Genomic DNA, 13,785 nt, shown 5'->3' with positions numbered 1-13,785 from the left:
TGGCCATACGCCTGAGGTTGCTATTGTCGCATTACCGCTTACTCCTAAAGTCGCTGGTAATCCATTTACAACATCGTTTAATGCTACATTTGGTATGGCTTCCCCTCCTGTTGATGGTGCTGTACCGCTGTCTGCTACTGGATTTAATACCGCTGTTACAGTGACTGTATTTACTACTGTAGCACATGTTTGTGGCGTTAGTTTATCACACAATTGGTAGGTTACTGGATAAACACCTGGTATGGTACCTACTGCTACGTTGATAGCACCTGTTGTTGGATTTAAAGTTACTCCTACTGGCCATACGCCTGAGGTTGCTATTGTCGCATTACCGCTTACTCCTAAAGTCGCTGGTAATCCATTTACAACATCGTTTAATGCTACATTTGGTATGGCTTCCCCTCCTGTTGATGGTGCTGTACCGCTGTCTGCTACTGGGCATACATAATTATTAATAACTACTTTAACTGACCCAGATGTACACCCACTAAGGGTTACTGTATAATTAAAAGTGGTTCCTGCCGCCAATCCTGAAATAGTGGTAGTAGCAGTATTTCCTGTAATATTCCCTGGATTGATTGTCCAGTCTCCTGCTGGTAGATCATTCAACACTACACTTCCTGTCACCAAAAGACAGGTAGGCTGGGTGATGGTTCCAACTGTTGGAGCTGTTGGTATTATATTAACAGTAAAAGCAACATCTGAAGTTGTAGCAGCACATGATCCGTTTGCAGCCACTGTATAACGAATGGTTACTGGAGTATCTGCTGCAACATCTGCTGGGGTGTATGTAGTTCCTAAAATTGTTCCGCCTCCTGAAAGTACAGACCAAGTACCGCCTGCTGGTGTAGCAGTTAATGCTTTGGCGGTATTCTCACAAATAGCAGCTGTGCTGGTGGTATTGGTTGCAACAATGGCAACCGTGGGAACTGGAGTTACAGAAGATGAATCATTAGTTGCATTAATATCTACAATATCCCCAGATGCTATGGTTGCTGTATTTAAATAAACGCCTGACGGATTTACAGTTGCAACTATTTGCAATGTTGGTACAGCTCCAATATTTAACAAACCAACATCCCAAACGCCAGTTACTGAATTATAAGTTCCAGCAGAAGGCGTAGCAGACACAAAAGTATATCCCGAAGGCAATAGATCTGTAACTTTAGTATTGGTTGCATTACCTGGCCCTGCATTACTAGCTGTTAATGTAAATGTAACATCACAACCTATTTGCGGAGACATACTACTTACAGTATTTGTTACTGCTAAATCTGTGTTTATCATACCCTCCATCATATCAATAAACACACCTGAATCATACTTATAATCTCCCGCATCTGCAATAACCACTTTAAATGTATATGTGGCTCCTGGCGTTAACCCTGTAATAGTCCTATTGATTAATTTTGTTAAACCATTAAACTCTACAAAAACTGGAAAAGGGCCTGGCTGAGGATTAGTATTCGAAATATATTTACCTCCTAAAACCGTAGTTGTGTGCCCATTATTAATATACAAAGCAGACTGTGTACCATCGTAAGCAGCAATTGGTGGTGTAGAAGAATTACTACCAGGCACCCCTGAATTTACCTTATTAATTGAAGTGGCATTACCATTTGGCAGTGTTGCCATGTTTAGCGTACCGCTAATTCCGGGACCTGTTAAAAAGAAACCAAAAACATCGTTATAAATTGACCCTACATAATTCGGAAATTCTTCGGAGCCAAACTGATACCCAATTTTTAAACCTGAAACAGCAGGCCCTAACGTAATTGTAAACGAATACGAAACTAAATCAAAGTTAGCTGTAGGATCGATAATTTTCAAATCATCATCATCTAGGGGAGTCGCACCCGCTGGATTTTTAGTACTTATAGCAAGTGAATTTTTATTAGACAATTCAAAAACTGCATCTCCCGTAGAGAAATAAGCACCTTTTGCTAGCCCTAATCCTGCCCCTACAATTCCGTTTGTAAATGTAGCTACTTGTTTAGCCCTTACAGTAGCTATAGGCGCAGCACCAACTAATGTACCGCCCGTAATGGTAAGATTGGGTCCATTAAGCGATGAATTAATTTGCGCATTCGTAGGGTTTGCAACCACAGTAGCCTGTGAATACAAAAAAACTGAATTTAATAGAAAAAAAACATATAGCATTTTTCTCAAATTACTATACAACGATGGTAGCGTTTTACTCATAAATTTATTTTATAATTTCAACATGTAAATTCTGACTTAATTTTATAAATTACAGCGTTTTCTTTAGGGGTTGCTTCGCCAGTTCGCTCTTTCAGCCTCGAGTGAAGCGAAAGTCTTTTTTGAGGCTTTTTCTTCCTCAAAAAGGTTGCAAGGTAAAACTAGACCCTTGTGTAACGCCAAAGTAATGAGATTTAAAAAATCTGTTTATTTTAAAATTAAGCATAAATTCTAATACAAAGGTATATTATATTTTTAACATTAAAAGCACTACAATTTGTGACATAAAGGAATAAGTGACGTAAAATCGACGAAATGCAAATAAAATCGACAAAATGCAAATAAGCTTCGCAAAAAACAAACCAAATAGATAAAAGATAACACAAAGATAATTAATAACGAATCTGCTTTATCAAATGACCGTAAAACAGTATTTTTGCAATATTATAACAACAAACGTATGAGTTTCCTTAAAGAAATAGAACGCCGAAGAACTTTTGGCATTATCTCCCACCCCGATGCGGGTAAGACAACACTAACAGAAAAACTTTTACTTTTTGGTGGTGCCATACAAGAAGCGGGAGCTGTAAAGAATAACAAAATAAAAAAAGGAGCTACTTCCGATTTTATGGAAATAGAACGCCAGAGAGGGATATCGGTTTCGACATCGGTTTTAGCCTTTATTTATAAGGATAAGAAAATTAATATCCTAGATACCCCAGGACACAAGGATTTTGCCGAAGACACTTTTAGAACGCTAACCGCTGTAGATAGTGTTATTGTTGTAATTGATGTTGCCAAAGGTGTCGAGGAACAAACCGAAAAATTAGTTGCCGTTTGTAGAATGCGCAAAATTCCTATTCTGGTTTTTATAAACAAACTAGACAGGGAAGGAAAAGATGCTTTCGACTTGATGGATGAAGTAGAACAAAAGCTAGGACTAACCGTTACACCAATGAGTTTTCCTATAGGAATGGGCTACGATTTTCAGGGAATATACAATATTTGGGAAAAAAACATTAACCTATTTAGTAGCGATAGCCGAAAAAATATTGATGATGTTGTGGCTATTTCTGATGTGCAAAGCCCAGAATTAGAAAAAATAATTGGTCAGAAACCAGCCGATACCCTTCGAGAGAATTTAGAATTACTTACCGAAGTATATCCTAAATTTGACAGACAAGATTATCTTGACGGGAAGTTACAACCCGTGTTTTTTGGTTCGGCATTAAATAATTTTGGCGTTAGAGAATTGCTAGATTGTTTTGTAGAAATTGCACCGTCGCCAAGACCAAAGGAATCGGAAACAAGATTGGTAGATCCTACTGAAGCAAAATTATCTGGATTTGTGTTTAAAATTCATGCCAATATGGATCCTAAACACCGAGATAGATTGGCGTTTGTAAAAATTGTATCTGGAACTTTCGAGAGAAACAAACCTTATTTACATGTTCGACAAGGTAAAAACCTAAAATTTTCGAGTCCAAACGCCTTTTTTGCCGAGAAAAAAGAGATTGTAGACATTTCGTATCCTGGAGATATTGTAGGTTTGCATGACACTGGAAACTTTAAAATTGGTGATACGCTAACCGAAGGCGAGCAAATGAGTTTTAAAGGAATTCCGAGTTTTTCGCCAGAACATTTTAGATACATTAACAACGCAGACCCACTAAAATCTAAACAATTAGACAAAGGAATAGACCAATTAATGGATGAAGGTGTTGCGCAATTATTTACGCTAGAAATGAATAACAGAAAAATTATAGGCACTGTAGGTGCGCTACAATATGAAGTAATTCAGTACCGTTTAGAGCACGAATATGGTGCTAAATGTACCTACGAAAACCTACCTGTACACAAGGCGTGTTGGGTAAAACCTACCGATCCTAAAAGTGAAGAGTTTAAAGAATTTAAACGAATAAAACAGAAATTTCTAGCACATGACAAGTACAAACAGTTAGTTTTCCTTGCCGATAGCGATTTTACTATTCAAATGACACAAAGCAAGTTTCCTAATGTGAAGTTGCATTTTACTTCAGAATTTGATTAGTTTTTTTAGATAAATATAATAAAAAGATCTAGTTTTAGAATAAGTAGCATTTTGAAATTTAGCGTTTGGACATTACCACAAAGCCTAGATTTTAGCACAAACGAAGTTTACAGAATTATCCCTTTTGTTATTGAATTTACTAGAATAACAAATATACAGTTTGCGATTCTAGGAATGAGAATATATGCCCCAAATATTACAGGGAATTTACAATAAAAAGGGGTTACTATAAATAAAAAAACCATTCGGCTATCGAATGGTTTTTTTTATTTATGCTTGTCCAGCAGCACCAAAATTTAGTGGTATTGGTGGTTGCTCTGATTCGACAATTTTTCCGTTTACGCTTTCAAAACGTTGAATATTGTCGGCAATTGCTTTAACTAATCGTTTGGCGTGTTGTGGTGTGAGTATAATTCTAGATTTTACTTTGGCCTTTGGCACACCTGGCATGATGTTTACAAAATCTAACACAAATTCTGTATTAGAATGGTTTATAATAGCCAGATTAGAATAAATTCCATCTGCTATTTGCTCATCTAGCTCGATATTTATTTGTCCTTGTTGGTTGTTTTCGTTCATTTTTTTGTTTTTTTTAAGTTGATTAAGATGATTTAATTCTATTATTTACAGCATTTTGTGTTAAGGATTACTTCGCCAGTTTGCTCTTTTAGGCTCGGGTGAAGTGTAATTTTTTTTTGAGGCTTTTTTTGTCTCAAAAATATTACGTCACTATATTTTATTGGAGTTCCGTGAACTTTGTTTGTAACGCAAAACCCGACCCTTGTGGTAACGTTCAAATAATGAGTTTTAAAAAAGCTATTTATTATAGAATTAAGTAATTAAAACTAAAATCCTAATAACTCGATAAAGAGCTATTAGGATTTATAAATATAATTAAGAAAATTTAATTATTTGAATTAATAATTGAATTCTTCTTTTGCAACCATCAAATCATTGTATTCTTCTTTAGACCCTACAATTGTATGGTCATATTCTCTCATACCTGTACCGGCTGGGATTCTGTGTCCTACAATTACATTTTCTTTAAGACCTTCTAAGTAATCTATTTTACCTGCAACGGCAGCTTCATTAAGTACTTTTGTTGTTTCTTGGAAAGAAGCCGCAGAGATAAACGATTTAGTTTGTAGCGATGCTCTAGTAATACCTTGCAATACTGGAGTTGCTGTTGCTGTAATAACATCACGAGCTATAACTAAATTTTTATCGGTACGTTTCAACAATGAGTTTTCATCACGTAACTCACGAGGCGTGATAATTTGTCCTGCTTTTAAGTTACTAGAATCTCCTGAATCTTCCACTACTTTCATACCGTATAATTTATCGTTTTCTACGATAAAATCCTTAGTATGAATTAATTGATCTTCTAAGAACAATGTATCTCCTGGATCCTGAACTCTTACTTTACGCATCATTTGACGTATTACTACCTCAAAGTGTTTGTCGTTAATTTTTACCCCTTGCAAACGGTAAACTTCCTGAATCTCATTAACCAAATACTGTTGTACAGCAGCTGGTCCTTGAATTCTTAAGATATCGTCTGGTGTAATGGCACCATCAGATAAAGGAACACCTGCTCTTACGAAGTCATTTTCTTGAACTAGAATTTGACTAGATAATTTAACTAGGTATTTCTTGATTTCACCAAATTTAGATTCGATAACAATCTCACGGTTACCTCTTTTAATTTTCCCAAAAGATACAACACCATCAATTTCTGAAACTACTGCTGGGTTTGAAGGATTACGAGCTTCTAACAACTCGGTAATTCTTGGTAAACCTCCTGTAATATCGCCAGTTTTTGAGGAACGACGTGGTATTTTTACTAAAATCTTACCTGCTTTAATTTTCTCACCATCATTTACCATAAGGTGGGCTCCTACTGGTAAGTTGTACGAACGAATTAGTTCGTCATTTTTACCATACACTAATAAAGTAGGGATTAATTTTTTATTTCTTCCTTCAGAAATTACTTTTTCTTGGAAACCAGTTTGCTCATCGATTTCGACCATAAACGATTGTCCTTGTTCTAAATCTTCGTAAGCAATTTTTCCGGTAAACTCAGAAACGATAACTCCATTATATGGATCCCATTTACAAATAACATCTCCTTTTTCTACAACTTGAGCGTCATTTACATAAATACTTGAACCGTAAGGAATATTATTTGTAGCAAGAAGAATACCCGTTTTTTGGTCGATTAATTTCATTTCTGTAGAACGAGAAATTACAATATCAACTAAATTACCTTCTCCATCTTCACCTTTTACAGTTTTTAAATCTTCAATTTCTAAACGTCCTGCAAATTTTGCAAGAATGTTAGATTCTTCAGAAATACCACCTGCAACCCCTCCAACGTGGAAAGTACGAAGTGTAAGCTGTGTTCCTGGTTCTCCAATAGATTGTGCTGCAATTACTCCAACTGCTTCACCTCTTTGGGTCATTTTTCCAGTAGCCAAGTTACGTCCGTAACATTTAGCACAAATTCCTTTAGTAGCTTCGCAAACAAGTGGCGAGCGTACTTCTACTTTCTCTACTGGAGAGTTTTCGATAACTTTCATTATTGCTTCGGTAATTTGCTCACCTGCATGCACTAATATATCGTTGGTTAAAGGATTTACTACGTCTTGTAACACAACACGTCCTAAAATTCTTTCTCCTAATGATTCAACAATTTCTTCATTTTTCTTTAATGCAGAAACTTCTACACCTCTTAAAGTACCACAGTCTTCGATGTTTACAATTACGTCTTGAGATACGTCATGTAATCTACGTGTTAAGTAACCCGCATCGGCCGTTTTAAGTGCTGTATCTGCAAGTCCTTTACGCGCACCGTGAGTAGAAATAAAGTACTCAAGGATAGAAAGACCTTCTTTAAAGTTAGAAAGAATTGGGTTTTCGATAATTTCACCACCACCAGCAGTAGATTTTTTAGGCTTAGCCATCAAACCACGCATACCAGTTAACTGACGAATTTGTTCTTTAGATCCCCTTGCACCAGAGTCAAGCATCATATATACCGAGTTGAAACCTTGTTGGTCTTCACGGATATTTTTCATTGCAAGTTCTGTAAGCTGTGCATTTGCAGAAGTCCAGATATCAATAACTTGATTGTAACGTTCGTTATTGGTAATAAGACCCATGTTATAGTTTCCAGAAATTCCTTCTACTTGTGCTCTTGCATCGGCAATAAGCTGTGTTTTTTGTTCTGGAATTCTAATATCACCAAGAGAGAATGATAATCCACCTTTGAAGGCAAATTTATAACCCATATCTTTAATGTTATCAAGGAAAGCTGCCGTTGTAGGAACATCTGTTACTGCAAGGATTTTCCCAATAATATCACGTAAGTTTTTCTTAGTTAATACGTCATTTATATAACCTGCTGCTTCTGGTACTACTTCATTAAATAATACACGACCGGCAGTGGTTTGTATAATTTTATATACTAATTCTCCTTCTTCGTTGAAATCTTTAGCACGAATTTTAACACGAGCATTTAGTTCTACTCGTCCTTCGTTGAGCGCAATATTTGTTTCTTCGGCAGAATAGAAAACTAAATCTTGTCCTAGAATAATGTGTCCTTCGGTTGTTAAACGTTCCTTGGTCATGTAATACAGACCAAGTACCATGTCTTGAGAAGGTACAGTAACTGGCGCACCATTTGCTGGATTTAAGATATTGTGTGAAGCCAACATTAACAATTGTGCTTCTAGAATAGCCTCTGGTCCAAGTGGCAAGTGAACTGCCATCTGATCTCCATCGAAATCGGCATTAAAAGCTGTACAAACTAAAGGGTGCAATTGTATTGCTTTTCCTTCAATTAATTTAGGTTGAAATGCTTGAATACCTAATCTGTGCAAAGTAGGGGCACGATTTAGTAATATTGGGTGTCCTTTAATTACATTTTCAAGAATATCCCAAACTACTGGTTCTTTTTTGTCTATTATTTTTTTTGCAGATTTTACTGTTTTTACAATTCCACGCTCTATCAATTTACGGATAACGAATGGTTTGTATAATTCGGCCGCCATATCTTTTGGGATACCACATTCGAATAATCTTAATTCAGGTCCAACAACAATTACCGAACGAGCAGAATAATCGACACGTTTTCCTAGTAAGTTTTGACGGAAACGACCTTGTTTTCCTTTTAAGGAATCAGAAAGGGATTTTAACGGTCTGTTAGATTCCGTTTTTACAGCAGAAGCTTTACGAGTATTATCGAAAAGTGAATCTACTGATTCCTGCAACATACGTTTTTCGTTTCTTAAGATTACTTCTGGAGCTTTAATTTCCATTAATCTTTTTAGACGGTTGTTACGTATAATTACACGACGGTATAAGTCATTTAAATCTGAAGTTGCAAAACGACCACCGTCTAGTGGTACAAGCGGGCGTAATTCTGGTGGGATAACAGGAACCACTTTCATAATCATCCATTCAGGACGATTCTCTCTGTTCTTGTTAGACTCACGGAAAGATTCAACCACTTGAAGTCTTTTTAAGGCTTCTGTTTTTCTTTGCTTAGATGTTTCGTTATTTGCTTTGTGTCTCAAATCGTAAGACAATTCGTCTAGATTGATACGTGCTAATAAGTCCATAATACACTCTGCTCCCATTTTGGCAACAAATTTATTAGGATCAAAATCATCTAAATATTGGTTATCAGCTGGAAGAGTATCAAGAATATTTAAGTACTCTTCTTCTGTTAAGAAATCTAATCTTTTGATAGATTCTCCTTCAGCATTTTGAGCAATACCCGCTTGAATTACTACATATCTTTCGTAGTAAATAATCATATCTAATTTCTTAGATGGCAATCCAAGAATGTACCCAATTTTGTTTGGAAGTGAACGGAAATACCAGATATGAGCGATTGGCACAACAAGATTAATGTGTCCTACTCTATCACGACGTACTTTTTTCTCAGTGACTTCTACACCACAACGGTCACAAACGATTCCTTTGTATCGGATTCTTTTGTATTTTCCACAAGCACATTCGAAATCTTTTACAGGTCCGAAAATTCGTTCACAGAAAAGACCATCACGTTCTGGCTTATGCGTTCTATAGTTGATAGTTTCCGGCTTTAACACCTCTCCTCTTGACTCTGCCAAGATAGATTCTGGTGAAGCTAATCCTATAGAGATTTTATTGAATCTTTTAACTGGATTCTTGTCTCTGTTATTATTATTGTTTCTATTCTCTATCATAGTTTTTACTATTGATTTATTTGCAATTAAAAATTGATTTTATTTACGTCGAAAGTTTGAAAGTCTAAGGTCGAAAAGTCATTCGAGACTTTAAAACTTTATGACATTTGACTTTATGACTTAAACACTACCTCGGATTACTTCTCTAAACTTCAAATAAATATTGAAGTGCTAATTATTAAATATTAATAAAAAATCGGAACGGATTACGGGTATAAATCCTAAAAACTTATTAAAATTAGTTGAAAAATCGAAAGTCGAAAGTCTTTTGACTTTCGACTTTCGAGATTTTTTATTCTTCTAAACGAATATCTAATCCAAGACCTTTTAGTTCATGCATTAATACATTGAACGATTCAGGTAATCCTGGTTCTGGCATAGTTTCTCCCTTCACGATTGCTTCGTAAGTTTTTGCTCTACCAATAACATCATCAGATTTTACTGTCAAAATTTCACGTAGTGTACTTGATGCTCCATAAGCTTCAAGTGCCCAAACCTCCATCTCTCCAAAACGCTGCCCTCCAAATTGAGCTTTTCCACCCAATGGTTGTTGTGTAATAAGTGAGTATGGTCCGATAGAACGTGCGTGCATTTTGTCATCAACCATGTGTCCAAGTTTCAACATATAGATAACTCCAACTGTTGCGGCTTGGTGGAAACGCTCTCCTGTACCACCATCATAAAGATGTGTGTGTCCGAAACGTGGTACCCCAGCTTCGTCAGTAATTGCGTTTATTTGATCTAATGATGCTCCGTCGAAAATTGGTGTTGCATATTTGCGTCCCAAGTTTTGTCCTGCCCACCCTAGAACGGTTTCGTAAATCTGACCAATGTTCATACGAGAAGGTACTCCAAGTGGATTCAATACAATATCTACTGGTGTTCCGTCTTCAAGGAAAGGCATGTCTTCGTGACGCACAATACGTGCAACGATTCCTTTATTTCCGTGACGACCCGCCATTTTATCACCTACTTTTAACTTACGTTTTTTGGCGATATAAACTTTGGCTAATTTCAAGATTCCTGCTGGCAATTCATCTCCAACTGTAATGGTAAATTTCTCTCTTCTTAATGCGCCTTGAAGGTCGTTTAACTTAATTTTGTAGTTATGAATTAAGTCGTTCACCATTTTATTGGTTTCATCGTCAGCAACCCATTGTCCTCTTGTTAAGTGAGCAAAATCTTCAACTGCATATAACATTTTTTGAGTATATTTTTTACCTTTTGGTAAAACTTCTTCACCCAAATCATTCATCACACCTTGCGATGTTTTTCCGTTTACTATGGTAAATAATTTGTCTACTAATTTGTCTTTTAATTCAACAAATTTAACTTCAAATTCCATTTCCAGATCAGACAATGCGTCTTTATCTTGTGTACGTTTACGTTTGTCTTTTACTGCTCTTGCGAATAGTTTTTTATCTAAAACAACACCATGAAGTGATGGAGAAGCTTTTAATGAAGCATCTTTTACATCACCAGCTTTATCCCCGAAGATGGCACGAAGCAATTTCTCTTCTGGAGTTGGATCTGATTCTCCTTTTGGTGTAATTTTTCCTATTAGAATATCGCCAGGTTTAACTTCGGCACCAATTCTAATCATTCCGTTTTCATCTAAATCTTTGGTAGCTTCTTCAGAAACATTAGGAATATCATTAGTTAACTCTTCGTTACCTAATTTTGTATCTCTAACTTCTAATGAATAATCATCTACGTGGATTGAGGTAAAAATATCATCACGAACTACTTTTTCAGAAATTACAATCGCATCCTCGAAGTTATACCCTTTCCAAGGCATAAAGGCTACTTTTAGGTTACGACCTAAAGCTAACTCTCCGTTTTGTGTTGCATATCCTTCACAAAGCACTTGTCCTTTTATTACTTTATCCCCTTTTCTTACGATAGGTTTTAAGTTGATAGAAGTTCCTTGATTCGTTTTTCTAAATTTAATTAATTTATATGTCTTCTCATCAGATTCGAAACTTACTGCTCTTTCGGCATCCGTTCTATCGTATTTGATGGTAATCATATCTGCATCAACATATTCTACAACTCCAGCTCCTTCAGCATTTATTAATACTCTAGAATCTGAGGCTACTTGACGCTCTAAACCTGTACCAACAATTGGTGCTTCAGGGCGAATAAGAGGAACAGCTTGACGCATCATGTTAGATCCCATCAAGGCTCTATTCGCATCATCATGTTCCAAGAAAGGAATTAATGAAGCTGAGATAGATGCAATTTGATTAGGCGCAACATCAGTATAATGAACAGCCGTTGGGTCTATTACTGGAAAATCACCTTCTTGACGAGCAATAACGTTATCGGCAGTAATTTTACCATTTTCATCCATTTGAATGTTTGCTTGTGCAATTAACATTCCTTCTTCTTCTTCGGCACTTAAATATTTAGGGACAGAAGTTAAATCAACAACACCATTTGTTACTTTACGATACGGCGTTTCGATAAAACCCATTCCGTTTACTTTTGCGTAAACACCCAAAGATGAAATTAATCCAATGTTTGGTCCCTCAGGAGTTTCAATTGGGCAAAGTCTTCCGTAGTGCGTGTAGTGAACGTCACGTACCTCAAAACCAGCTCTTTCACGAGAAAGACCACCTGGTCCTAGGGCAGATAAACGACGCTTGTGTGTAATCTCGGCTAATGGATTGGTTTGATCCATAAATTGAGACAACTGGTTTGTACCAAAGAAAGAGTTGATTACCGATGATAATGTTTTAGCATTAATCAAATCGATAGGTGTAAACACCTCGTTATCTCTAACGTTCATTCTCTCACGAATAGTTCTAGCCATACGAGCCAAACCAACGCCAAATTGCTGAGATAATTGCTCACCTACAGTTCTTACACGACGGTTTGATAAGTGATCGATATCATCAATATCTGCTTTCGCATTGATTAACTCGATCAAATATTTCACGATGGTAATGATATCTTCTTTGGTAAGCACTTGCTTTTCCATTGGAGTATCTAAACCTAATTTTTTGTTTATTCTATAACGACCTACTTCACCTAAATTGTAACGTTGGTCAGAGAAGAATAATTTATCTATAATACCACGAGCAGTTTCTTCATCAGGCGGTTCTGCATTACGCAATTGTCTGTAGATGTGCTCAACGGCTTCTTTTTCAGAGTTGGTTGGATCTTTTTGTAATGTATTATGAATGATTGAATAATCTACAACGTTATTATCTTCCTTGTGCAACAAGATAGATTTCACGTTAGATTCTACAATTTCTTCTACATTATCTTTATCTAAAATCGTATCACGATCTAAGATGATTTCATTTCTTTCGATAGAAACTACTTCACCAGTATCTTCATCGACGAAATCTTCGTGCCAAGTGTTTAATACACGAGCAGCAAGTTTTCTTCCAATATATTTTTTAAGTCCTGATTTAGAAACTTTAATTTCTTCAGCAAGGTCAAAAATTTCAAGGATATCTTTATCACTTTGAAAACCGATAGCACGGAATAAAGTAGTAACAGGTAATTTTTTCTTTCTATCGATATAAGCATACATTACACTATTGATATCGGTAGCAAATTCTATCCATGATCCTTTAAAAGGAATAACACGCGCAGAATATAATTTGGTTCCATTTGCATGGAATGATTGTCCAAAGAAAACACCTGGTGATCTATGTAATTGAGAAACAACCACACGCTCAGCACCGTTAATAACGAAAGTTCCGCTAGGTGTCATGTAAGGAATAGTTCCAAGATATACATCTTGTACTATAGTTTCAAAATCTTCATGTTCTGGGTCTGTACAATATAGTTTTAAACGTGCTTTTAGTGGCACACTATAAGTAAGACCTCTCTCTATACATTCTTGAATTGTATAACGAGGTGGGTCTACAAAGTAATCAATAAACTCCAATACAAAGTTATTTCTAGTATCTGTAATTGGAAAGTTTTCCATGAAGGTATTGTAAAGCCCTTCGTTGCCTCTTTCGTCAGATTTCGTTTCTAATTGAAAGAAATCTTGAAAAGATTTAACCTGAACATCTAGAAAATCTGGATAAGCAGGAATATTTTTTGTTGAGGCAAAATTCAATCTTTCAGTCTGATTTGTTATCATCAATGGACAAAATTTTGATTAAAAAAAAGTAGTTTTTTGTGTAAAAACACTGTTATTTATAAAACAATCTATACTTTCTTTTTTTAATCAATACCTCTTTAAAAACAATTCAAAATAGAATTTTGTGTTATTTTCTTTCCTCGTATTGATTTAAAAGCTTTTTCGTATTTTAAACTATTTTATAATAAAACTTGATA

6 protein-coding genes are annotated in these 13,785 nt (G+C 35.8%); 2 read left to right on the top strand and 4 right to left on the bottom strand.

The window, feature by feature from the left end; translation table 11 throughout:
* A partial coding sequence (locus B0A57_RS05920) for a DUF11 domain-containing protein (RefSeq protein ID WP_133062901.1) occupies nucleotides 1–2,202 on the bottom strand: 2,202 nt, incomplete at its 3' end.
* A 457-nt stretch (nucleotides 2,203–2,659) separates the two neighbouring features.
* On the opposite strand from B0A57_RS05920, the gene B0A57_RS05915 reads away from it, so the two are divergent.
* Both B0A57_RS05915 and B0A57_RS12070 read left to right on the top strand, forming a co-directional pair.
* Nucleotides 2,660–4,249, top strand: coding sequence for a peptide chain release factor 3 (locus B0A57_RS05915; RefSeq protein WP_011963308.1), 1,590 nt, complete (start codon nucleotides 2,660–2,662; stop codon nucleotides 4,247–4,249).
* A 51-nt stretch (nucleotides 4,250–4,300) separates the two neighbouring features.
* Nucleotides 4,301–4,465, top strand: a complete 165-nt coding sequence (locus B0A57_RS12070; RefSeq protein ID WP_011963309.1) for a hypothetical protein — start codon at nucleotides 4,301–4,303, stop codon at nucleotides 4,463–4,465.
* 54 nt (nucleotides 4,466–4,519) lie between these two features.
* On the opposite strand, the gene B0A57_RS05910 is transcribed toward B0A57_RS12070, so the two are convergent.
* The 3 genes from B0A57_RS05910 to rpoB all read right to left on the bottom strand — a co-directional run bounded on the left by B0A57_RS05910 (nucleotide 4,520) and on the right by rpoB (nucleotide 13,588).
* Entirely contained in the window at nucleotides 4,520–4,828 is a 309-nt protein-coding gene (locus tag B0A57_RS05910) for a DUF3467 domain-containing protein (RefSeq protein ID WP_011963310.1), read from the bottom strand.
* Nucleotides 4,829–5,166: 338 nt separating this feature from the next.
* Complete coding sequence (gene rpoC / locus B0A57_RS05905) at nucleotides 5,167–9,483, bottom strand: DNA-directed RNA polymerase subunit beta' (RefSeq protein ID WP_038466175.1); 4,317 nt, start codon at nucleotides 9,481–9,483, stop codon at nucleotides 5,167–5,169.
* A gap of 292 nt (nucleotides 9,484–9,775) precedes the next feature.
* Complete coding sequence (rpoB, locus tag B0A57_RS05900) at nucleotides 9,776–13,588, bottom strand: DNA-directed RNA polymerase subunit beta (RefSeq protein WP_011963312.1); 3,813 nt, start codon at nucleotides 13,586–13,588, stop codon at nucleotides 9,776–9,778.
* Between the last annotated feature and the right edge of the window lie 197 nt (nucleotides 13,589–13,785).

Origin of the sequence: Flavobacterium psychrophilum DSM 3660 = ATCC 49418 (assembly GCF_002217405.1) — a bacterium.
GTDB lineage: Bacteria > Bacteroidota > Bacteroidia > Flavobacteriales > Flavobacteriaceae > Flavobacterium > Flavobacterium psychrophilum.
Note: the sequence above shows the minus strand (reverse complement) of the source record. Positions and strands in the feature narration are given on the sequence as shown.

Excerpts from the sequence above, each read along its gene's own strand:
- B0A57_RS05915 (WP_011963308.1), top strand. The coding sequence starts at position 2,660 with ATGAGTTTCCTTAAAGAAATAGAACGCCGAAGAACTTTTGGCATTATC.
- B0A57_RS05910 (WP_011963310.1), bottom strand. The coding sequence starts at position 4,828 with ATGAACGAAAACAACCAACAAGGACAAATAAATATCGAGCTAGATGAG.
- rpoC (WP_038466175.1), bottom strand. The coding sequence starts at position 9,483 with ATGATAGAGAATAGAAACAATAATAATAACAGAGACAAGAATCCAGTT.
- rpoB (WP_011963312.1), bottom strand. The coding sequence starts at position 13,588 with ATGATAACAAATCAGACTGAAAGATTGAATTTTGCCTCAACAAAAAAT.